The organism is Algoriphagus algorifonticola, from assembly GCF_007655305.1.
GTDB classification, from domain to species: domain Bacteria; phylum Bacteroidota; class Bacteroidia; order Cytophagales; family Cyclobacteriaceae; genus Algoriphagus; species Algoriphagus algorifonticola.
On sequence record NZ_VLOG01000039.1, the window covers coordinates 170767 to 194637 of the forward strand.

Below are 23871 nucleotides of genomic sequence, written 5' to 3' on the forward strand. Positions count from 1 at the left end.
GATCGGGAGGGGGATGCCCCGATAAATCGGGGTAGGACATTCCATGAGACCTTTGAAACACAAATTATAAACACATGAAATCAGTGAATTTTATAAATGGAGATTCCATTCCCCTTCTTGGACTGGGAACTTGGAAAAGTAAACCGGGAGAAGTTAGGAAGGCAGTTTTTTGGGCAATCGAGGCTGGGTATAGGCATATAGATTGTGCAGCGATCTATGGCAATGAGAAAGAGGTTGGACAAGGTTTAGCAGACGCTTTCGCTGCAGGTTTGGTTAAAAGATCTGATTTGTTTATTACCTCCAAATTGTGGAATGATAGCCATCGCTTCGAAGATGTCGGACCTGCCTTGGATAAAACGCTAAGCGATTTGCATTTGGATTACCTGGATCTTTATTTGATTCATTGGCCCATAGCATTTAAACATGGAGTAAGTTTTGCCTCCCACAGAGAAGAGTTTTATACCTATCAGGATGTCCCATTGACCCAAACCTGGGAAGCTATGCAGGAACAGAAAAAACTAGGAAAGACCAAGCATATAGGGGTTTCAAATTTCAATCAAAAAAAACTAACTGAGTTGATCAGCATGGATGGACAAAGACCTGAAATGAATCAGGTAGAAATGCATCCTTTTTTACCCCAAATTGATTTGGTAGAATTCTGTAAATCCAATGGAATTCTTATGACTGCTTACTCGCCTTTAGGCTCACCAGACTCCAGAGGTGAAAAACATCAAAATGATCCTGTTTTGCTTAGCAATCCAATTGTAAAAGAAATTGCGCAAAGACATAATATATCGGAAGGACAGGTTTTGATAGCCTGGTCAATACAAAGGGATGTAGTGGTAATTCCAAAGTCGGTCAACCAAGGGAGAATTCAGGAAAACTTTCAAGCCTCTCAGGTAGAGCTGACGAAGCAAGATGTAATGGAATTGAATGAAATAGGGGTTTCCCATCGTTTTGTAGATGGCTCATTTTTTACAGGTCCTCAGAGTCCATACAAACTGAGTGACCTTTGGGATTAAAAAAATAAGAGGCTGTCTCAAAAGTGCAATTTGTCACATTGAGCGAAGTCGAAATGTAGGCCACAACGATAGGAATGGCCTTCGACTCCCTGTCTGACGTCAGGCAGGCGCTCAGGCTGACATTAGAGCTATTTATGAGACAGCCTCATTTTTAATCTTCTACTTCTAATTCTTCGAGTATATCTGCGAGTTCATCAAAGTCTTTCAGGCCGGGCTTTATTTCTTCTCCGCCTTCCAGAGAGATACCAAATAAGCCCAGATCGTCTACCAGTTTTTTTACATTGAATGCTGAAATACCTGAACCTAAGATAACTTGAATTGATTTCGCCAGAATTGATATGGTAGTCAATTCATCTTTACTCAGTTTTTCATGATCCGCTTTTAGTAATAAATAAACCCCTTCACTCTGAAGTTTTTCGGCAACTTGGCTTTCAATATGAGCTAACTCAGCAATATCTGCCTGAAAAATGAGATTTTTCCCAGTGTCTTTCAATTTGAGTAAAGTATCCAGCCGCTGATGTTGAATCCAAGTTATGTTCGGATATTTTTCCAGTTTCAATTGGATAATATCTGCTTCCTCTGTTTCAAATTCAGCAGCGAATTCCAATCCTGAAACCCAACCCGTAATTTCTTCATACTGAGTTGGATTGAGAAATTTCTGAGAACTCTCTTCCAAATTGAAACCCAATACATCCACATACATCCCTGCACAGTAACGGGCATCACTGAGGTTGGTAACTCCATCTATTTTTACAAAAGTACTTAGCGCCATTTTTTTGAATTATTCCGCTAAGGTAAAAACAAAGGTCATTTTGACCATAGAGTTCAGCATCTAAAAGAGGATATTTGACTTATTCCTTCTATTTTTAGGTTGATGAAAATAATATCTACAAAAGCAATCTTTAGCTTTTTGATTCTATTCAGTTTTTTTTCCTGTGAAAGGGAGTTAGAAGAACCCATGCAAACTGTGGGTTTGGATTACATTTCTTTAAGAATTGGAAGTCAATGGGAATACGAGGTTTCTCAAACCATTTATTTTGGAGAAAATGATTCCGAGGACTCAAACTTTTTTTACAGAGACAGAGTTCGAACCGTCTTTATCAATGACGCGAAAGAGCAGGTTTTTATAATTCAAAGAAGCAAATCCGAAGACAGATCCAATTGGGTGAAGGAAAAGGATTATACACTCTTGGTGAGAGAGGGGAATATTGTTAGGACCATAGACAATCAACCTATAGTTATTTTGATCGAATCAATTCGTGATGGAGTCACATGGGATGGCAATAAATATAGAAGTCAAAATTCAGATGAGTTTGTGGCCAAAAGAGTAGGGGACACATCTTCAGAAATATTTCAAATCGAGCAAGAGGATTCTGATGATCAAATTACATTCAGAGATATTCGCTATGAAAGCTATGAAAAAGGAGTTGGAATGGTGGAGTTGTACTATGAAGTATTAACTTATTGTTCTAGAAATGATTGTTTGGGTGAACAATTAATTGACTCCGGGAGTAAGATTCATATGAAATTATTGAATTATGAGAGCGAGTAAGCTATTGGTTTTAACCTTTATTTACTTTTTGGCAGTTGGATCTATTTGGGCGCAGGATAGATATGCTGTTTTTTATAAGTATAAACCTCAAAATGGATTAAGCTTAGAAAAGCCTCAGGATTTTCTGACTTCGAAAGCCATACAGAGAAGAGCAAGAGAAGGAGTACAGGCAGATAGTACTGACCTACCGGTGGCACAGAAATATGTAGATGCTGTATTTGAAAAGTCAAATTATATCCTTTACCAAAGTAAATGGCTGAATGCCTCGATTATCGTGGCTGATGAAGCTGGAGTGGCTGAGATAGCTTCATTCCCTTTTGTAGATAAAGTCACGCTCATAGGCAGGGGATTTCTTCCCAATCCAAATGCGAGGGTGAGCAGAAGACTTTTCGCATCATCTACCGCAAAAGCTTGTAAATCGGACAGTAAATCTGAAAGAGTTTTGGAAAGCTTGGAATCTCCTTCCGATTTCCAGAATAAACTTTTGGGAATCGATGAAATGCACAAATTAGGTTTCAAAGGAGCGGGCATTACCATAGCTGTCTTTGATGCTGGTTTTCCCGGTGCAAATACCGCATCTTCATTAAGTCATTTATTTCAAAATAATCAGATTGTTGCAACACGTGACTTTGTTAGACCTTGGAATAACAATGTTTATGGCGATAATCAGCACGGAACAAACGTATTGTCTTTGATAGCATCCAATGAGGATGGGAAAATAATAGCAGGAGCACCTGATGCCAGCTATATTTTGGCTATGACAGAGGAGGTGGCGACTGAATATTGGGTAGAGGAATACAATTGGCTCAGAGCAGCCGAATTTGCAGATTCTTTGGGTGTAGATATCATCAATAGTTCTGTTGGATACTGGGACTTTGATGATACTTCTATGAACTATACCATCAATGACTTGGATGGAAATACCACCACTATCACCAAAGCAGCCAATATTGCAGCATCTAAAGGTATTTTGGTAGTAAATAGTGTAGGAAATTATGGTTCTAGAGTTTCCTCTTTAGTAGCTCCTGCCGATTCTCCCAATATCCTAGCTATAGGGTCAGTAAATCAGGACCTTTCTGTTTCAGGCTTCAGTTCGAGAGGCCCCACAGGCGATGGCAGGATCAAACCTGATTTGGCAGCTTATGGTAATGGTACAGCTTTAATCAGGTCTAATGGGAATGTGGGTTTTGCCAACGGAACCTCTTTTTCAGCTCCACAAATAGCAGCTTTAGCAGCTGGCTTATGGCAGGCTAAACCAGAATGGACCAGAGCGGAGTTGATAGATAATCTTCTGAGAAGCGCAAGTCAATTTGAAAAGCCGGATAATCTTTTGGGTTATGGAATACCTAACTTCTTCAAGGCTTATTATGGAGAAATCCTAAGTGTCGAGGAAAATGAGGAAACTATTTTATGGAAGGTTTATCCTAACCCAATTGAGGAAAATGAGTTGAGCATTTATTTTGGAACCGGTAATGAAGCCTCATTTGAACTAATTGATTTCAGCGGAAAATCAGTTTTGAAATCCACCATCCTAAGAGGATCCAATCAAAATCCATATTGGATTAATTTGGAAGGAATCAAACCAGGCCTTTATCTAATTAGACTCCAAGAGGGTAAATTGATTAAGCAGACTAAGTTATATAGATATTAAAAAGGACAGGTTGATCGAAACAGTCCTTAAAAGAATTATGAAACCAAAAATTGCACCCTCCATCCTTGCAGCAGACTTCGCAAACTTACAGCGCGATGTAGAGATGCTTAACGAATCCGATGCAGATTATATTCATGTGGATATCATGGATGGTTTATTTGTACCTAATATATCTTTTGGGATTCCGGTTACCGAAGCTATTCACCGCCATGCAAGGAAGCCTTTGGATGTGCATCTAATGATCATGGATCCGGATAATTATCTGGAGGCATTTAAAAATGTAGGTGCTTCTATTATCAGTGTGCACTATGAGGCATGTAAGCATTTGAATAGATCGCTGCAGGCAATCCGTCAATTAGGAATTAAAGCTGGCGTGGCGATCAATCCTCATACGCCTGTGGAGCTTTTGAGCGATAGTTTAGAAATGTTGGATTTGGTTTGTATCATGTCTGTTAATCCTGGCTTTGGAGGGCAAAAATTTATAGAAAATACCTATTCCAAGGTTTCTCGTTTGAAGGAGATGATTGATACGAATGGTTGCGAGACTTTAATAGAAATTGATGGCGGGGTAAATCTTGATAATGCTCCCAAATTGATGGAGGCAGGAGCCGATATATTAGTAGCGGGCAGTTTTGTATTTAACTCTTCAAATCCCAAAGAGACAATTTCAGAATTAAAAAATATTTAAACATATAATTTAGGTTGATTACCATTTATCCTAAAAAACCTTAATTCTGGCGATTTTTACTTGATTTTTTGACTTTAAGGTATTTCTTTGAAAGCTTATCGTAAACTAAACTCACTAATGATTATGAAAAAAGTATTGCTATTTGGGTCTTTCTTTATGTGTCTAGCATTGTCCACATTTGCACAAGAAGCTGCGAATGAACCAGTAACAGATGAGGATCTAACCCAGTATGCAACGGTAGAAGTGATGACTTCATTGTACGTTGAGGATAAAACCGATGAATTGAGAAATATGATTCTTAATAATGAGGTGATTGACGGAGGAGCTCGATATAATGAGATCAAAGCTGCATGGGGAGATGACGCTAAAATGGCGGAAGCAAATGTAACAGATGAGGAGAAGGCGGCTTACCAAGCAATTTTGGATTTCCAAAACTCCTTGCAACAAAGCGTAGTGGATTACAAAACAAATTTGATCACTGACAGCGATGTAATCAGTGTATCTGTATACAATAAAGTTTTGGCTGCTATTAAAGGTGATCCTTCTGTGAAGGAAAAACTGGACTCAATGATTTTGACGATCAAAGAGGAAAAAGATGCTGAAAGAGCAGCCGCAAAAGAAGACGGAGAAAATTAATAGATCAATAAAAACACTGAAAGCCTCCAAATTTTGGAGGCTTTTTTTTTACTTTCACACTTTGAACAAATTTTGAGCGTTCTCTTCGTATGAAAAAATCCTGTTTTCTTCTATCTGCTATCTTGTTATTTTCTTTTTGTGACCTTCAAGCCCAAGACGAAGATATTTTTGGTATCAGTAGAAAGGCCAAAAATCCTAAAAGTGAGTCCTCTGTCGGAAATTTGAGCAGGAATATCTTAGAAATGTTTGCCGTGGAGATTTCGGGGGGAGCTGCTTATCATCAATTTGGAACAGGTTTTTATACTGAGAATTTAGGTTTGTATGATAATTTTAGCAGGTTTAGAGAATCTGATTTGACCTTAGATATATCAGAGGAAAATCCCCTGGAAATGAAATCGAATGATTGGACAGCTCCATTATTTAATGCAGGACTGAGAATTAATGTTTTTAACATTATTACCATCGGGGGTGGTTATGGACAAGAGTGGGGAAATCTAAGCCCAATGCAAGGAGGAGATTGGCAGTTTGATTTTGAAGGAGCCTCCTATCAAGTCAGTAAATTGTACGGAACAGTTGGATTGGTACTTTGGGACGCCAATAAAAGAGCAAAGTTTTTGCAATGGCAGTATAGAAAATATGCCGGTGCTAACATTTATATGCAGTCCGAATTGAAACAAAGAGTGAGGCAATTGTATCCTTGGAGAGTCATATTAGAGGGTGAATTTGGACAGTTAACACTAAAAAAAGCCTTTGATCCTTCTTTGAATGCCAATGGAAATTATACCCCCCGCTTGGCCGTTGCTAACGAACCATACTATGGAATCGGTCTGCGATTAGAGCGTGATTTTTCTGAATATACCAAATTGTTTATCAAAGGAGGAGCTGAATTTAGGAAGTTTACCTTTGCCTCCTCTGACTATTCTGAGTTGCAAAACATTGACCAACAGGTATATGCGATGCAGATAGGTTTTTCTGTGCGTTTCCCTGGAACAAAAAGATGTAAAGTTCAGGGCTGTGGTGTAGTAATGAAACACATGCACAATGGAATAGAATATAGAGGCAGTTCAATTTTTAATCTACAGAATAGAAAAATAGGCCAATGGTATTAAGCTCGTTTTTCCTTGCCTAGAGTTCACATTCTCTTTTCAAAAGCTTAGGCTTTTTACTATCTTGCAGGCTTAATATACCCTGTGAATAGCATACTATGGCTCAAGGAGAAAACGAGAACATTATACCCATTAACATTGAAGAGGAAATGCGCGGAGCCTACATCGATTATTCGATGTCGGTTATTGTTTCAAGAGCGCTTCCAGATGTCCGAGACGGACTCAAACCAGTTCATAGAAGAATCCTTTACGGGATGCAGGAATTGGGAGTATTACACAACAAACCTTATAAAAAGTCTGCCAGAATTGTTGGTGAGGTACTAGGTAAGTATCACCCACATGGTGACTCAGCAGTTTATGATACCATGGTTCGTATGGCCCAGCCTTGGTCTTTGCGATATCAGTTGGTAGATGGACAAGGTAACTTTGGTTCCATCGATGGAGATAATCCAGCCGCGATGCGTTATACCGAGGCAAGGTTGAAAAGAATCGCCGAGGAGCTTTTGGTAGATATCAATAAGGAAACTGTTGATTTTCAGTTCAATTTTGATGACTCTCTAAAAGAACCGATTGTTCTTCCTGCTAAGGTTCCTGCTCTATTACTTAATGGAGCTTCCGGAATTGCAGTAGGTATGGCTACTAATATGGCACCTCATAATTTGACAGAGGTGATCAACGGCATCGTAGCCTATATTGATAATAGAGATATTACCGTAGCAGAACTGATGGAGCATATTGTAGCTCCTGATTTCCCAACCGGTGGTATTATATATGGATACAATGGAGTTAAGGCTGCCTTCGAAACAGGTAGAGGTCGAATTGTAGTTCGCGGAAAAGCGAATGTAGAGACCAAAGAAGGTGGCAACAAAGAAATGATTGTCATCACCGAAATTCCATATATGGTGAATAAGGCGAGCATGGTAGAAAAAACCGCTGCCTTAATCAACGAAAAGAAAATTGATGGAATTTCTGCCATTCGCGACGAATCTGATAGATCAGGTATGCGAATCGTATACGAACTGAAAAGGGATGCGATGGCGAATGTTGTCTTAAACAACCTGTACAAGCAAACCCAGCTACAGACTTCATTCTCAGTAAATAACGTAGCCCTTGTTAAAGGAAGACCACAGACCCTGAACCTGAAGGATCTAATCGTACACTATGTAAGCCATAGGCATGAAGTAGTAGTAAGAAGAACTGAGTATGAGCTAAGAGAAGCAGAAAAAAGAGCTCATATTTTGGAGGGTTACTTGATCGCTTTGGATCATTTAGATGAAGTAATTGCTTTAATTAGAAATTCAGCTGATCCTGAAACTGCTAGAAACGGTTTGATGGAAAGGTTTGAATTAAGTGAGATTCAAGCCAGAGCGATTTTGGATATGAGATTGCAGCGTTTGACAGGAATGGAGCGCGACAAAATCATCCAGGAATACAAGGAGATTATGGCTTTGATAGAAGAATTGAAAGAGATTCTTGCTAACGAAGACAAAAGAATGGAGATTATTAAGACGGAACTTCAGGAAATGAAGGATCGTTATGGAGATGATCGCCGAACTGAAATTGAGCACAACGCGGAAGATTTCAGCTATGAAGACATGATCCCAAATGAGGAAGTAATTATTACTGTTTCTCATCAGGGATATGTTAAAAGAACAGCCCTTACAGAATATAAAACCCAGGGTAGAGGTGGAGTTGGTTCTCGAGGTGTTAGCACCAAAGAGGATGATTTCACTGAATACTTGTTTACCGCGTCTACCCACAATTACTTATTGATCTTCACCGATAAAGGGAAGTTATTCTGGTTGAAAACTTATGCCATTCCTGAGGGTGGAAAAACATCTAAAGGTAGACCAATCCAGAACCTGATAAATATTCAGCAAGACGATAAGATTAGGGCGATTATTCAAGTAGACGACTTGAATGATGAAGATTATGTGAATAATCACTTCTTGGTAATGGTCACTAAACAAGGCATCATTAAAAAGACTACTCTTGAACAATATAGCAGACCAAGGTCTAATGGAATTATAGCTCTGAATATCAGAGAAGATGATCAATTGGTTAATGTCGATATGACTAATGGAGATCAGCACATTGTGATTGCAGCGAAGTCGGGAAGAGCTATTCACTTCCACGAATCAGCAGTAAGGCCTATGGGTCGAACTGCTACGGGTGTTAAAGCCATAACCTTAAATAATCCTAACGACTATGTGGTTGGCATGGTATGTGCATCCGAAGAAAATGCAACGCTGTTGGTAGTTTCCGAAAAAGGTTACGGAAAACGTTCCAACCTTGACGAATATAGAATCACCAATCGTGGGGGTAAGGGTGTCAAAGCAATGAACACTACCGAGAAGACTGGCGCGCTAGTGGCGATCAAAGAGGTAGTTGACACAGATGACTTGATGATTATTAATAAATCTGGAATTATTATCAGGATTTCAGTGAATAATCTGAGAGTAATGGGTAGAGCCACCCAAGGAGTACGATTAATAAAAGTTGGGGAAAATGATGAAATTTCTTCTGTTGAAAAAATCTCGAAAGAAGAAGATGTAGAAGAAATAGATTCTTCCCAAATTGCAGAAAATTCTTCTGAGAATTCGGAAGATAAAGAAGAATAACCAAACAATTTATAACGCTAAATAAATGAAGAAGCTAATTCTATCATTGGTTTTGGTCGGCGCAACGACTTTGGCCTTTGGACAAAAGAAAGTGGTACGCTCAGCAGAGAAAAACTTTAAAAGTGGTGATTTAGCCACCGCTCTTTCTGAAGTGAATACTGCTCTACAGGACCCTGAAACTGGTGCTGATCCTGAAACACATTTGTTGAAAGCTAAGATCCAATTGAAAATGTTCGGATCTGACTCTTCCAATACAATGGAAACTTTGGAAAAAGGTCAAGCATCTTACGAGACTTTCCAGCAAACTCTGGAAAAAGCCGGTGCATCCTCTAAAGTTGGTGAAGCAATTCTGGAAGATGATATCCCAGGAGTTCCTGAAAACTTAAGACCATATTCTATTAACACCCTTAAAAATACCTCGTTTGATAAGGCAATTACGCAATACAATGAGGATGATTTTGAGATGGCCTATGAGTTCTTTAATCTTGCAGGTGAGGTAGATAAATCAGATACGACCATTCATTACAATGCTGGTTTCTTGGCCAATGATCTAGGTAGATTTGAAGATGCTAAAAAGCACTTTGGCTATTTACTAGAGATCCCTGAATACAATAAGCTAAATGCCTATTACTTCATGGTGCAGATTTTAAGTACTGAGGAAAAAAACCCAGAAGCTGCTTATGATATTGTAATGGCTGCTAGAGAAGATTATCCTTCAGATAAAATTTTGGCTGAGTATGAGATTCAGTTGTTACTTCAATTGAACAAAATGGATGAGGCTATGGCTCAAATCAAAGAGGCTTTAGCTAATGATCCAGAAAATACTTCCATCTTGTTGAGATCTGGTTACTTGAAAGAGCAATCTGGTGATATTGATGGTGCTTTGGCTGATTATAAAAAGTCTGTTCAGGTTGACCCTGATTTCTACGAAGGAAACTACTATGCAGGAGCTCTTCTATTGGAGAAATCTAGAGAAATTCTTGCTGAGCTTAACTCACTTTCTGATGCTGAATGGGAGAAGAGATCTGAGTCAATGGGCAAAGAAGCAAACCAGTATTATTCAGATGCAATTCCTTACTTTGAGAAGTCTTTGGAATTGAGACCTGATGATACAGATATCATGGGTATTCTCTACCAGATTCACACTCGTTTGAAGAACACAGCTGAAGCTGAAAAATATAACAATAAGCTGATCGAATTGTTAGGTCCAAATTGGATGGAAAGATAATCTCGGTTAAAAATTGAAATAAAAGGATCACATTTTGTGGTCCTTTTTTATTTATTAGGAATAAAAACTACTTTTTGAAACAAGAGTTCAGGTCTACATCGTATAAATGGACTTAAAATTGCACTCGAAAACCCTTATGAATACTATTATTTCTTTGCGGCTTTTTTTGGTTTTAGGAATAATGATTTTTTCTCTTCCATCACTGGGACAACAGAAGTATCAGAAAATTCTAGAATTGTCCTATGAAAATGGTCCTATGATCAGTAATGGGAAAGAGTGGGCTGATGAAATTAGAGACCTTGTGTCCTATCGTGGAGCAGATATTAGATTAGGCTGGAGAAAAACTTCCAATAATTTTTATAATAAATTATATCGTTACCCGACTTTTGGAATTGGTTTTTCTACGGCTCTTCCATATTATCCTGAAATCGGCAGACCTCAGGGTTTTTATGGTTTTGGAGAGTTTCCATTTTCAAGTAAAAACCTAGACAAAAGACTTTACCTGGCCTACTTTGCTCAATTGGGACTTGGTTTTAATCTCAATCCTTATGATTCCTTGGATAATCCATTGAACCAATATATTGGCTCAGAGCTCAATGCCTATATTCATTTTGGTTTCAAAGCAAATTATCGACTCAACCAAGACTTTGAGCTCTTTTCCACAATAGGATTGAAGCATTATTCCAATGGAGCTACGAAGCGTCCTAATGCCGGAATTAATCTCGCTCCAATTGCTTTAGGTGTACGATACAATATTGATAAAATTAGCCCCGAATCACTTAGATCAATCGATTATCCAGAACTTGAAAAGCGGGGATATTGGAATTTTGCTCTGTATTTGGGCTCAAAAAATTATGAGGTCGGAGACCCTTCTTATTTTAGAGGTGGATTTGGTGTCAATTACTTGTGGGATGCATCCTATAAGTACCGGATTGGACTTGGTTTAGATTACTTTATTGCTCCTGGATTCGAATCGAGATACCCGGGTAGAATAGGTACCTTTTCTAATCAGTCTTCTTTGGCAATAGTGGGCTCTTGGGAATGGAAACTGAATGATAGGCTGTATATGCCAATAGGTTTGGGAGCTTATCTCCACTACAATTCTGAAAATCAGGAAAGTTGGTTTTATGAAAGAATAGGTGTTAGATATAAAATGAATGAACATTTATTCGGTGGATTACAGATTAAAGCTCATAAAGCCAAAGCCGATTTCTTTGAATTTACTATCGGTTACACAATCCCCGGAAAAATACAAAAGGTAGTTGGCAATTGAACTTTTCCACTAATCACAAAAAATTTTTATTTCCGTCCAGCAAAAGGTAGTTTGTGAAAGTTTTCGCGAAAACTTCCTATGCTAAACCCAAAACTTACCCGCTGCTTGCTTGCCTTCATGGCGAGTATTATTTCTTTGCAATCACAATCTCAATCTCTTCCCTCTTCAGAGCTTTATCATGAGCTTTTAAAAATTGAAGAGACCAAAAGAGTGCTTTATGTAGCAGCACACCCTGACGATGAAAATACTCGGTTAATATCCTATTTGGCTAATGAGGAGATGGCTCAAGTTGCTTATTTGAGCCTTACACGTGGAGATGGTGGCCAGAATTTGATTGGGCCAGAGTTGGGGATTGGGTTGGGACAAATTCGAACTCAAGAACTACTCAAGGCTAGAGAAACAGACGGGGGAAGGCAATTTTTCACCCGGGCGAAAGACTTTGGCTATAGTAAAAATCCAGACGAAACCCTGACTAACTGGGGAAAGGAGCAAATATTAGCCGATGTTGTATGGGTCATTCGCAAATTCCGACCGGATATTATCATCACAAGATTCAATACAATTCCTGGGGTAACACATGGGCATCATACCACATCTGCCATTTTAGCAGAGGAGGCCTTTGATTTAGCAGGTGACCCAAAGGCCTTTCCTGAGCAGCTGAAGTATGTGGAAGTTTGGCAACCGAAACGGATTTTTTGGAATGCTTATAACTTCCGTGGAGAATTTGTAGAAGAGGAGGGGCAAATATATCACGCATTTCCTACTGGAAATTTTAATCCTCTTTTGGGACAGACATATAGTCAAATTGCCGCTGATAGCAGGACCATGCATAAATCTCAGGGTTTCGGCTCCACGGCTGGAATTGGAGAAGCTTTAGATCATATTCAATTTACCAAAGGGGAGGAATTTAACGATACACCTTTTGATGGGGTGAAATCAAGGTGGAATGAATTGTCTAACTCAAATGAAGTTCAAGATCTTTTGAAGAAGACTATTAAGGATTTTGACTTTATAAATCCTGAATCAAATCTTCAAAATCTTTTAGCCCTAAGGAGAGCTTTTGCTACTCAAAAAAGCAAAGCCACCTGGTTTCTTGAAAAGAAAGAAGCACTGGATCGCCTGATTTTGCAAGTGTTGGGTATAGATTTCGAATTCAATACAAATAAAGAAACCGGTTTTCCAGGTTCAGAAGTACAGGGCTTTTTCATTTTTAATAATCCTTCCAAAAGTGCTGTGGAAAATCTTGAGTTTGAGGTTTTCAATTCCATCTTAAAAGGCGAAATAGACCAAATCTCCAATAATCAGCCTGTAGAAATCGATGTGAATTTTAGGATTCCAGATAATGCTTCCTTTTCTCAACCTTATTGGCTAAAAGATTATAAGGAAGGAGACGCGATGTATACCGTCAAGGATCAGACCCTTATTGGAAAGCCTTTCAATGATATACAGATAGGTGGAAATGTGAACTTTACTTTAGGAGGAGAGCAATTTTATTTCCCCGTTCAGCTATTTCATAAATTCAATGATCAGGTGGACGGAGAGGTGAAGCAACCCTTCACCATAATTCCCAAAATAGATCTTAGCCTATCCAAAGAAGCAGTTTTTCAGTTGCCAACTTCTAACCCAACTTTGGAAGTTACAGTGAATTTTAGAGGTCAAATTTCTGATGGAAAGCTGAATTTTAAAGGGTTAGAGCCAAATCAATATCAAATATTAGAGGTAACTGATAATCCTGTTTTGAAGCAGAGAATTTACAAGGTTGGTTTTCTTCCGAATGGAAAGGGGAAAAAGGTGATTACTACTCAATATATTACCTCAGATGGAGCTGTATTCGATCAAATCACGCATCATATTCGATACAAGCACATTCCGAATTTGACCTACTTTACTACTGCAGAAGTTTCCTTAATTCAGGAAGACTGGAAAGTTTCAGGCGATGTTTTGGGATATATTCCCGGCGCAGGAGACGATGTGCCACAGGTACTTGAAGCTTTAGGTTATCAAGTAAAAATGATTGGACCTGCTGATTACACCGTAGAAAAATTAGCTGAATTCAAAACCATTATTGTTGGTATCAGAGCTTACAATACAAATCTAGATTTGGCCTCCAATCAGCAAGCTTTAATGGGTTATGTGCGTTCTGGTGGCAACTTGATCGTACAGTATAATACTTCATCTCCTTTACTTACCAACCAATTGGGACCTTATCCATTTACCATAACAAGGGATAGAGTTTCTGTGGAAGGGGCGGAAGTACAAGCAGATTATCAACATCCACTTCTAAAAGGGCCAAATCCAATCACTTCAAGTGACTTTGAAGATTGGATTCAGGAAAGAGGACTGTATTTTGCTGGAAAATTATCAGAAGAGTACAGCACTCCTTTGGTGATGAATGATCCAGGAGAAGACCCAAAAACAGGTTCATTGATTTATGCAAAGTATGGTAAGGGAACCTATGTGTACACCGGGCTTTCCTTCTTTAGAGAATTACCGGCAGCCGTTCCCGGTGCTATTAAATTATTCATTAATCTGATCGAACAATAAATTGGAAGAGCGAGATATCAAATGGAGAAACCTGTATATTGGCTTAATGCTTAGTTTAGGCGGATTGATCGTCCTATTTTTCTTGCTAATGAAATCCTTCTCATGAGTTTAATTGATTGGATTGTACTCTTTGGAACCTTGGGTTCCATCGCTGCTTATGGTATTTATATGACCAGAGGCAAAAAGAACCTAGATTCTTACCTAAGAGGGGGCAATACTATGAACTGGTGGACCATAGGGCTTTCAATTATGGCGACTCAGGCTTCTGCTATTACTTTTCTCAGCACACCAGGGCAGGCTTATGAAAGTGGAATGGGCTTTATCCAATTCTATTTCGGCTTGCCATTGGCTATGATCATTATCTCAGTTTTTTTTATTCCTATTTATTACAAACTGAAAGTCTACACTGCTTATGAGTTTCTGGAAAATCGTTTTGATTTAAAAACCAGAACACTCGCAGCCTTATTATTTATAGTGCAAAGAGGGCTAGCGGCAGGAATTACCATTTATGCGCCGGCGATCATCCTATCTACCTTATTAGGCTGGAACTTAACCTGGACTGTAATTTTCATTGGGGTTATTGTCATTATTTACACCGTTTCAGGAGGAACTAAGGCAGTGTCCATTACGCAAAAGCAGCAAATGGCAGTAATGATGGGAGGGATGATTTTGGCAGGAATTATAGTGATACAGCTGATACCTGTTTCATTAACTGAGGCGCTGCACGTGGCTGGAAAAATGGAAAAACTGAATATCGTCACCTTTGAATTTGATCCTTCTGATCGATATAATGTCTGGTCAGGGATGACTGCAGCGGTATTTTTGTTTTTATCTTATTTCGGAGCAGATCAAAGTCAGGTTCAGAGATATTTATCCGGTCAGTCCCTCGCTCAAAGCCGAATGGGGTTGATAATGAATGGTTTTTTAAAGATTCCAATGCAATTCATTATTCTTTTCATCGGAGTAATGGTTTTCGTTTTTTATCAATTCTATCAGCCTCCAGTCATATTCAATCAGGTTCAAACAGAAAAATTGGAAGATAGTCCTTACTCTGAGGAATATCAGGTTCTGAAAGACAATTACACTCGAAATTTTGAAACGAGTAAGTCCAGCTATATGGAAATGTTGGCAGCGATTGAAAAAGAAGATGAGGCCAAAGAAAGAGAGTTGCAGCAGCAACTTCAAACACTCAAGGCAGAGCAAAATCAAATAAGGGATGATGTAAAGGAGTTAATTGTCAAAAATGATCCTGTTGCTGAAACTAGGGATACGGATTATGTATTCATGCGCTTTGTCATGGATCATTTACCAAAAGGAATCATTGGGTTACTCTTTGCGGTGATATTTTCAGCGGCTATGTCATCCAGTGCCTCAGAGTTGAACTCATTGGGATCTACAACTACCATAGACCTTTATAAGCGTTCAATGAAAAAGGATGGAACGGATAATCATTACGTCTTTTCTTCTAAATTCTTCACCGCATTTTGGGGGGCAGGGGCTATATTATTCGCCATATACGCTTCCCTTTTTGAAAATCTAATCCAAGCTGTGAATTTGTTGGGATCCTTGTTTTATGGAACAATCCTTGGAATTTTCTTGGTAGGATTTCTGATGAAGTGGGTGAAAGGGCAAGCTGTTTTTATATCAGCATTGATGTCACAAGCCCTGATTTTATTGATTCATTTCAGAAATGGTGTAGGCCTTTTTGGAATTGAATGGGAAATAGGATTTCTCTGGTACAATGCCATCGGATGTTTGTCTGTAATGCTATTCAGTACAATCATACAGGCTATAAAAAAATAAAGGTTCCTCCAAAAGAGGAACCTTAAAGAAATCTTATCGTGAAGATTATTAATCCAAACTTTTGATCAATCGCTCATTGAGCCCTACATAATCAGGGTTTTTAGCTTCTTCAGCCAGTTTCATGGATTCTTGTGCAGACGTTTTTGCGGCTTCCTTTTTACCTAATTTGGCTTCAATTTTAGCTTTAAGATGCATGGTCCAATATTTTGGATCTGAGGATACAGATTCAGAAATCCACTCATACGCTTGGTCTAGATCTTTATTATTGGTGAAGTAATAGTTAGATGCAGCATAAAGTAGGCTTGGATCTTTGGTTTTAGTATCGATTACATTTTCCTTGATTTGCGCCATCACAATAGGATCTACCTCTGTTGTGATTCTAAAATCCACTCTGGTATTTTCCCATTTCATAGAAAGGTCAGCTCCATTATCAGTCATGTTATTGAAGCTGATTTCAAAAGTTTCGTACTTTCTGCTTAGTTTATTGGGGGTAACATCAAACCTGAGAATATCATCTTCTGGGCTATATCCAATCGCTCCCCAAAGCTGAGTGTTTTTGGATAGAACTACTGTCCACTTATTTTTCCCCGGAATGCTGTATAAGGCATATTTACCCTTTGGAATGCTATTACCTTGGATATTTACTTCTGTTGAAAATTCAACGGTAGTTGCCGAATTGGCACCGGTTCTCCAAACCTGTCCAAAGGGAACTAATTCCCCGAAAATTTTTCTTCCTTTGGTACTTGGTCTGGAATAATCTACAGTGACATCTGTTAAACCTACTTTCTGAGAAATTTTGGCAGAAGGTGATGCCTGAGGCATTTGAATTTGCTGTGCGAACCCAAAACTGAAGGAAAATAGGGTAAATAATAAAATTGGAATAATTGACTTTCTCATTGATATAAATTTAGTTTAAATGCGTTTTGTTAAGCTTCAAAGACGCATCAATTTATATGCCTTTAAATACCATTGCGGTATATTGGAATGAATTTTTTATTGCCTTTGTTTTAAGCTATAACTGTCTAACAGGGCTTAAAATTCTAACAAGCTCAAAAATAATTTCTTTTTTGATCAGTGGGCCTATGATTCTTTGCAGTTATTCGAAAGGAGTAAAGGAATTTAGAACTTTGCATTATGAATTTAGCAATCATTTGTCCGGGGAAGAATCCAGAACCATGGATTGAAGCATTAAAGTCTTACCAAGAAGACCTAGATATTCAGGTTTATCCAGAAATTACTGAACCTGAGAAAGTTGAAGCAGTTCTTGTTTGGCAGCATCCCAAAGGGATTTTATCTGATTTTCCGAATCTGAAGCTAGTTAGTTCTATGGGAGCTGGCGTTGATCATATTTTAACTGATCCCAGTATTCCGGCTCACCTTCCCATTGTTCGAATCGTAGATGATAGACTCACTTGGTCTATGACCAATTATGTGGTGATGGGAGTGTTGAACTACCATAGACAAATCACCCGATATCAAAAGGATCAAAAGCGTAAAGTTTGGGATATGAGTAATCCTGAGATTCCAGTTAAAGTTGGTGTCATGGGAGTAGGGGCTTTAGGCTATGATGTTTTGGAAAAGTTAGATTTTATGGGCTTTGAAGTCGCTGGTCTTGGTTTTACTGCCAAAGAGAATTTCAAGTTCCCATATTATACCAAAGAGCAACTGAATGAATTTTTGCAGGAAATAAATGTGGTCGTTTGTCTTTTACCACTAACCAAGGATACTGAGAATATACTTGATATGGAATTTTTCAAATCCTGTCAAAAAGGGACTTATTTGATCAATGTGGCTAGAGGAAAACATTTGGTAGAAGAGGATTTAATCAATGCTATAAATGAAGGATATATCTCAGGTGCCTTGCTTGACGTTTACAGAAAAGAGCCCTTACCAAAAAATCATCTATTTTGGGATCAAGAAAAAATCACCATTACTCCTCATATTGCTAGTGTTACTAACCCAAAAGCTGCCGTTCCTCAAATTTTAGAAAACTTTAGTAGAGTTAAGAATAACCATGAACTATTAAATTCCGTAGACCGTGAAAAAGGATATTAAACTGCACGAATGAATAAAACACATACTATACTTTGTCCGACTGATTTTTCTGAGTGTTCTCTGAATGCAATTGAATATGCTGCTAGGATAGGAGAAAAGTATAATTCAAGGCTAATTCTGTTTCATGTAGCCAATACGGAAGATTATCTTAAGCTATCTCCTATGGACATCAACGCTGTTTATCAGATGGATTTTTTAAAAGATAAACTTAAAAGCTTGCATAAAGCGATAGAACGGGAGAGTTTGCCAAATGGATTGGAATCCTGTGAGTGGAAAATAGTAGATGGAAAAATTGTGGAAGAATCCCTGTCTTTGGCAAAAGAAGTCAAGGCGGATATTATTGTTGTGGGAACCGAAGGAATGAATGAGTTAAGGAAAAATATTATCGGTTCTAGAGCGAGTAAAATAGTAGAGCAATCCGAAATAGATGTTTTGGTAGTCCCAAGAAAAGTATTTTTCAAGAGACCTAAAAAATTGATTTTTGCCACCAATTATTTGGAAGAAGATAAATTGGCCGTGCAAAAAATCATAGATCTTGCCAGGTACTATGATGCTGAGGTGGATATAGTTCATGCGAGTCAGGGTAAACGTGCCACGGATAAATCTCTTCATCAAATTATGACAGATGAACTTAGGCCCTTTATCAAGTATGATAAGGTCAACTATGTGTTGAAAAGCTTCCGCGACGATCTGGCTTTGGGTTTGGAAAATTACCTGCAAACCTCCAAAGGGGATATGCTGATAACTCTCAGTGAAAAGAAGGATTTTTTCGACCGGGTATTTACTAGGAGTCTTTCAAAAAAAATGGCTTATTTCATCAATAAGCCACTTTGGGTAATCAAAGGTTTTTGATTTATTGAAAAGGTTTTTTCAGGAAAGTAATAAACTCTTTCCTGGCCTTTTCATCCACAATTACTGATTTTAAAGTTTTGAAAAAATAGGATAAAGTCAGCTTTTCTTCCTCTTTGGCAATGGGCTGAATAGGCTTCTTTTCTTCAGTTCCAATCTTCGGAAGTGCGTCTTCTTGATCTTGGTTTGGTTTGTATCCTACCAATTCATCCGCTTTTTCAAAACTCTTTTTTGAATGTGACTGATAGCCGAGTTTTTCTTCCACCAATCCTTTATTGTTATAAGCTACTGCATCCTCAGGATCCAGTTCAATTGCTTTTTCATAATCCTCAATAGCTCCCTTCAAATCACCGATTCTGTCTTTGAAAAAAGCCCTGCTGCTATATCTATAGGGATTGGATGGGTCTAAGTTAGCTGCCTTATCAAATTCAGTTAAGGCTTCTTCATTTCTTTTGAGCAGGTGAAGAACAACAGCTCTATCAGAAATGAAATTGGTATTGTATGGTTCCAGGGCTACGATTTTATCAAAATCAGCCAAGGCATTTTCTGTTTGACCTAGCCTGGATAGTATTCTCCCTCTATATAAAAGCAACTCTGTGGAAGAGTCATCCTTTTCTATCAGGAAGTTAAAAACCTCTAGCGCTTCCTGAAACTTACCTTCTTTATATAAACTGATACCTGTTTCGAAATTCATATTCAATCGTTTTATTTAATACAAAATTAAGCCCTGAATAGTTTAGCCAAATAAACTTCCTTTGGTTTTTGTTCCCATTCGGACTGTCCTGTTATCTTTAAAGCCGAATCAATTGAGTCTATGCCACAGAATCCAGTTAATGTTCTTAAAGATCTGCAAGGAGGGAAATTTGCTCCTATTTATTTTTTAGATGGAGAAGAGCCTTTTTACGTGGATTTGATTACCAGTTTTATTGAGAAAAATGCCATTGCTGAGCATGAGAAAAGCTTCAATCAAATTGTGCTTTATGGAAAAGATTCCAATATGGGGTTGATTCTCAACAATGCCCGAAAGTTTCCAATGATGGCTGAAAGGCAAGTAGTCATTGTCAAGGAATTTCAGAGTTTACCAGATCTAGGCAAAGAGGATTCAGTAAAGCTTTTGCAGGGATATCTTCAAAATCCTTTGCCCAGCACCATTTTAGTTCTGGCGCATAAGCATAAAAAATTGGATGGTAGATCTGCGCTATACAGAGACTTAGATAAAAAAGCAGTCTATGTAAGATCTGATAAAGTTCAGGATTATAAACTTCCGGCTTGGATAGATGCTTATTTCAAAGATATGGGGCATAGCATTGAACCCAAAGCTTGTCAATTATTAGCAGACTCCATTGGAAATAACCTGGAGGTATTGACCAATGAGGTAGGTAAAATGTTGATCAATTTTCAGGGAGCCACTCAGGTAACTGTAGATCATATCTCCAAGTACATTGGCATCAATAAGGATTACAACAATTTTGAATTACTCAAAGCGATTGGTTTTCGGGATGTGGGAAAAGCTAATAAAATCATTCACTACTTTTCTCAGAATCCAAAAGCACATCCGGTAATTCCACTTTTCTCCCTGATTTACAATTACTTTACCAGGATAGCGCTGATTCATCAATCCAAGGTATATTCAGATTCCCAGGTAGCCAGTGTAATCGGAGTTCCTCCCTTTGTTGCAAAGGAATACGTGATCGCAGCCAGAAACTATAAATTGGGCAAGGTAATTGAGGTGTTCAGATACATCAAAGAGGCTGATCTTCGTTTTAAAGGAGTTGACTCCGGAAGTTTGAGCGAATCAGAAAACCTCCGCGAGCTTGTGTATAAGATTTTACACTGAACCCCTTATTCCATTTATGAAATACCACCTGGTGCTTCTAGCAAGCCTGGGTCTGTGTTTGAAAGTCCAAGCTCAATCCGGTTTGTACCAAACCAGTCCCCAGCGATCTATCGATGAGCAAGTCGAGTTGTTTGATAAGCAGCTTTTTTCTGCCGCTCTTTTGGATAATCTGCAAATCCAAAACTTACCATTAAGTTCCGAACAAAGTAGAAGTGGACAACTTCATGCAGCCATGTCTGCTTTGCAGTTGGAGGCTCCCAATGGACCCGGCTTAATGAAAACCTATATACTGGAAAATGGAAATCATCCATCTGTAGCTACTGCGGGCTTATATATGGGGGATCATTTTTTCTATAAAAGAAATTATAGGGAAGCTCTAGAAGGATATAGCTTAGTCAAAAGCGAAAAATTAGATGCGGAAGCTAGGGCAGATGTATTATTTAAGCAGGGTTATGCTTACTTCCAATTGAATGAATACTCCAAGGCAGCTCCTTTTTTTGATCAAGCAAAGACTTTAAACCAACCGGTAAGTTTTGATGCCTATTATTACTCAGGATATATCGCCCTGAAAAACGGGAATTCACAGAAAGCTATCGCAGATCTTCAAGCGGCTTCTAAGTCTCAGTTTTATGCCAATAAAGTTCCTTATCTATTGGCGGCCATGTATTATGAGCAGAAAAATTTTGATGAATTGATTTCTTACGCAGAACCCAAATTAGCATCAGTTTCTAATCTGGAAAGGAAAGAAATGATTCACTTGTATTTGGCAGAGGCTTATTTTGCAAAAAAACAGTTTAACAAGGCAGCTGAGAATTATGATGCTTTCGTCAATGCCAGAAAAGGAGAATTGACTCGTGAGCAGGTATATAAAGGAGGGATAGCTCAATTTGAAATCAAAAATTATCAGCGTGCAGCTGATTACTTAAAAGTCTCTGCTTCTTCTAATGATGAATTGGGCCAAGCTTCAAGCTACTATTTAGGACATTCTTATCTCAAATTGGATAATTTCCAATTTGCCAGCACTTCTTTCAAGGCTGCTTCAACTTCCACATTCAACAAGAATATTCAGGAGGAAGCTATTTTCAATTATGCCAAGGTCAATTTGCAAAAAGGAAGCTTTCAGGCTGGAATTTCAGGCTTGGATGAATACTTGGAAACTTATCCTCGAGGCAAATTTAAAGGCGAAGCTGAAACCCTATTATCAGAAGCTTTGATTAACACCAATGACTATCTGCGTGCAATAGAGCAGATGGACAAAATCAACAACAAGTCACCAAGAATAAGAGAAGCCTATCAAAAAGTAGCCTTTTATCAGGCAATGGTATATTACAGGGATCAGCGATTCCCAGCCGCTATTTCTTATCTCAACAAATCTTTGGAGTATCCCATTGACAAGGATTTGATTTTGGAATCACATTTTTGGAAAGGGGAGATTTATGCTGCTTCCGGTGATTTGAATGCTGCTATTAAATCCTATGAGACAGCGATCAATTTGGGTCGTACCACTTCAAGTTCCTACATCAATAAAAGTCTTTATGGATTAGGTTATGCCTATTTCAATAGCCAAAAATATGCTCAGGCCGAACAACAGTTTAAGACCTACACAGATAGACTCAGAAATAGGAATGATAAGGAGAATTATGGTGATGCTTTACTGAGATTAGGCGATTGCTATTATGTTCAAAAGCGATTCAGAGAAGCTGAGCAAACATTTCAATTGGCAATTACAGAAAGAAATGAAGGGATAGATTATGCCTATTTCAGATTAGCTGTTGTACAAAATTTCCAATCAAACAATAATGCAGCATTGGCCAATCTGGAAAGGTTGATTTCAAACTATCCGAACTCGCTCTATTTAGAAGACGCACTTTTCCAACGAGGTCAGATTTTCATGGAGGAAACTCGCTACTCCGAAGCTGCCAATGCATTTACTGAATTGATCAACAAAAGACCAAACAGTCCTTTTGTTCCTTATGCCTTGGAGGGTAGAGCTGTAGCCAATTTCTCTATGAGAAATTATGATAACACGATCAGGGATTATAGAGCAATTCTAGATCAGCATCCAAATTCGCAATCATCAGAAACGGCACTGAAAGGATTGCAGGAAACTTTGGCTTTGCAAGGAAGATCCGGCGAGTTTTGGGATTATTTAGAAAATTACAAGAGGTCCAATCCGGATGGTGGATCAGTGCAGTCTTTAGAGTTTGAAGCTGCTAAAAGCTTGTATTTTGAAAAAAGCTATTCACAGGCTACCAGATCCTTTGAAAACTATCTGAGATCCTACCCCCAGTCTGCACAGCGTTCCGACGCATTATACTTCTTGGGAGATTCCTATTTGCAGTTGGGAGATAAAGAAAAAGCATTGGTTTCATTCAGAGCTTTGGAAAAAGAGCCTGCTTCTCCACAAAGATTGAAGGCTATTCAGAAAATTGGTAGCATAGAACTTTCCAAAGGAAATTATGAGCAGGCGATTCCTTATTTGGAGACTTCCTCTCAGAATGCAAGAACCAAAATAGAAGAAGCGGAAGCTTTGGAGGGCTTAGTGTTGGCTTATTTCCAAACACAAAAGCATAATCAAGTGATAAGCACTGCTGAGAGGCTGGAAAAACTGGATGGGATCCTACCTCAGGCTAAACCTAAAGCCCTGCTCTTCAAAGCAAAATCCCAATTAGCATTAGGTCGAAGAGATGCAGCCGAAATCAGTTTGGCAATTCTGGTGGATGGATTTAAAACTGTGCAAGGTGCAGAAGGCTTATTCCTTTTGGCAGATTCTTACAGAGCAAAAGGTCAAATTGAGCAATCTAACAATGCCATTTTTGATCTGTCAGGACCTTTTGTGGATTTTGACTACTGGTATGGAAGGATGTTTATCCTGCTTGCCGAAAATTATATTCAATCAGGAGAAAGCTTCCAAGCGAAAGCAACACTAGAATCTATTGTAGAAAACACTCCAAATGCTGAGATTAAATCAATGGCTCAAGCTAAACTTCAAAACCTTAAATAATC

At 38.5% G+C, this 23871-nt stretch carries 18 protein-coding genes; 15 read left to right on the forward strand and 3 right to left on the reverse strand.

Annotation, left to right across the window (positions count from 1 at the left end; all coding sequences use genetic code 11):
- The first annotated feature begins 74 nt into the window (after positions 1 to 74).
- The gene (locus tag FL972_RS09100) at positions 75 to 1022 is read left to right on the forward strand and encodes an aldo/keto reductase (RefSeq protein WP_144604968.1); all 948 of its coding nucleotides are present in this window, start codon (positions 75 to 77) and stop codon (positions 1020 to 1022) included.
- Positions 1023 to 1173: 151 nt separating this feature from the next.
- Here FL972_RS09100 and trpF read toward each other — a convergent pair whose 3' ends face one another.
- A complete protein-coding gene (gene trpF, locus FL972_RS09105; RefSeq protein WP_144604970.1) occupies positions 1174 to 1794 on the reverse strand; it encodes a phosphoribosylanthranilate isomerase in 621 nt (206 codons plus the stop codon).
- A gap of 102 nt (positions 1795 to 1896) precedes the next feature.
- On the opposite strand from trpF, the gene FL972_RS09110 reads away from it, so the two are divergent.
- From FL972_RS09110 to FL972_RS09155, 10 genes are all read left to right on the forward strand, one after another.
- Complete coding sequence (locus FL972_RS09110; protein ID WP_144604972.1) at positions 1897 to 2574, forward strand: hypothetical protein; 678 nt, start codon at positions 1897 to 1899, stop codon at positions 2572 to 2574.
- Positions 2561 to 4225 carry a S8 family serine peptidase gene (locus FL972_RS09115; RefSeq protein WP_144604974.1) on the forward strand — a complete coding sequence of 555 codons (1665 nt, stop codon included), beginning with the start codon at positions 2561 to 2563 and terminating at the stop codon, positions 4223 to 4225. Before FL972_RS09110 ends, FL972_RS09115 begins: the two co-directional genes overlap by 14 nt.
- A gap of 37 nt (positions 4226 to 4262) precedes the next feature.
- Positions 4263 to 4913, forward strand: coding sequence for a ribulose-phosphate 3-epimerase (rpe, locus tag FL972_RS09120; RefSeq protein WP_144604976.1), 651 nt, complete (start codon positions 4263 to 4265; stop codon positions 4911 to 4913).
- A gap of 123 nt (positions 4914 to 5036) precedes the next feature.
- Positions 5037 to 5549 (forward strand): hypothetical protein, encoded by a 513-nt coding sequence (locus FL972_RS09125; protein ID WP_250161328.1) that lies wholly within the window; start codon positions 5037 to 5039, stop codon positions 5547 to 5549.
- 89 nt (positions 5550 to 5638) lie between these two features.
- Entirely contained in the window at positions 5639 to 6658 is a 1020-nt protein-coding gene (locus FL972_RS09130) for a hypothetical protein (RefSeq protein ID WP_144604980.1), read from the forward strand.
- A 95-nt stretch (positions 6659 to 6753) separates the two neighbouring features.
- Positions 6754 to 9276 (forward strand): DNA gyrase subunit A, encoded by a 2523-nt coding sequence (gyrA, locus tag FL972_RS09135; RefSeq protein WP_144604982.1) that lies wholly within the window; start codon positions 6754 to 6756, stop codon positions 9274 to 9276.
- A gap of 25 nt (positions 9277 to 9301) precedes the next feature.
- Positions 9302 to 10504: a tetratricopeptide repeat protein gene (locus FL972_RS09140; protein WP_144604984.1), complete on the forward strand. Its 1203-nt coding sequence runs from the start codon at positions 9302 to 9304 to the stop codon at positions 10502 to 10504.
- A gap of 136 nt (positions 10505 to 10640) precedes the next feature.
- Positions 10641 to 11777 carry an acyloxyacyl hydrolase gene (locus tag FL972_RS09145; protein ID WP_186300067.1) on the forward strand — a complete coding sequence of 379 codons (1137 nt, stop codon included), beginning with the start codon at positions 10641 to 10643 and terminating at the stop codon, positions 11775 to 11777.
- 78 nt (positions 11778 to 11855) lie between these two features.
- Positions 11856 to 14321 (forward strand): PIG-L family deacetylase, encoded by a 2466-nt coding sequence (locus FL972_RS09150; RefSeq protein WP_144604988.1) that lies wholly within the window; start codon positions 11856 to 11858, stop codon positions 14319 to 14321.
- 102 nt (positions 14322 to 14423) lie between these two features.
- On the forward strand, positions 14424 to 16124 hold the full coding sequence (locus FL972_RS09155) for a sodium:solute symporter (RefSeq protein WP_144604990.1): 1701 nt from the start codon (positions 14424 to 14426) through the stop codon (positions 16122 to 16124).
- A 48-nt stretch (positions 16125 to 16172) separates the two neighbouring features.
- On the opposite strand, the gene FL972_RS09160 is transcribed toward FL972_RS09155, so the two are convergent.
- Entirely contained in the window at positions 16173 to 17021 is an 849-nt protein-coding gene (locus FL972_RS09160; RefSeq protein WP_144604992.1) for a DUF2911 domain-containing protein, read from the reverse strand.
- 237 nt (positions 17022 to 17258) lie between these two features.
- Here FL972_RS09160 and FL972_RS09165 point away from each other — a divergent pair, with 237 nt between their 5' ends.
- Complete coding sequence (locus tag FL972_RS09165; RefSeq protein ID WP_144604994.1) at positions 17259 to 18179, forward strand: 2-hydroxyacid dehydrogenase; 921 nt, start codon at positions 17259 to 17261, stop codon at positions 18177 to 18179.
- Positions 18180 to 18188: 9 nt separating this feature from the next.
- Positions 18189 to 19031, forward strand: a complete 843-nt coding sequence (locus FL972_RS09170) for a universal stress protein (protein ID WP_144604996.1) — start codon at positions 18189 to 18191, stop codon at positions 19029 to 19031.
- Between the two features lies 1 nt (position 19032).
- Here FL972_RS09170 and FL972_RS09175 read toward each other — a convergent pair whose 3' ends face one another.
- Positions 19033 to 19722, reverse strand: a complete 690-nt coding sequence (locus tag FL972_RS09175; RefSeq protein ID WP_144604998.1) for a tetratricopeptide repeat protein — start codon at positions 19720 to 19722, stop codon at positions 19033 to 19035.
- Between the two features lie 120 nt (positions 19723 to 19842).
- Here FL972_RS09175 and holA point away from each other — a divergent pair, with 120 nt between their 5' ends.
- Positions 19843 to 20865, forward strand: a complete 1023-nt coding sequence (gene holA / locus FL972_RS09180; RefSeq protein WP_144605000.1) for a DNA polymerase III subunit delta — start codon at positions 19843 to 19845, stop codon at positions 20863 to 20865.
- 16 nt (positions 20866 to 20881) lie between these two features.
- Positions 20882 to 23869, forward strand: a complete 2988-nt coding sequence (locus FL972_RS09185; RefSeq protein WP_144605002.1) for a tetratricopeptide repeat protein — start codon at positions 20882 to 20884, stop codon at positions 23867 to 23869.
- Positions 23870 to 23871: the final 2 nt, after the last annotated feature.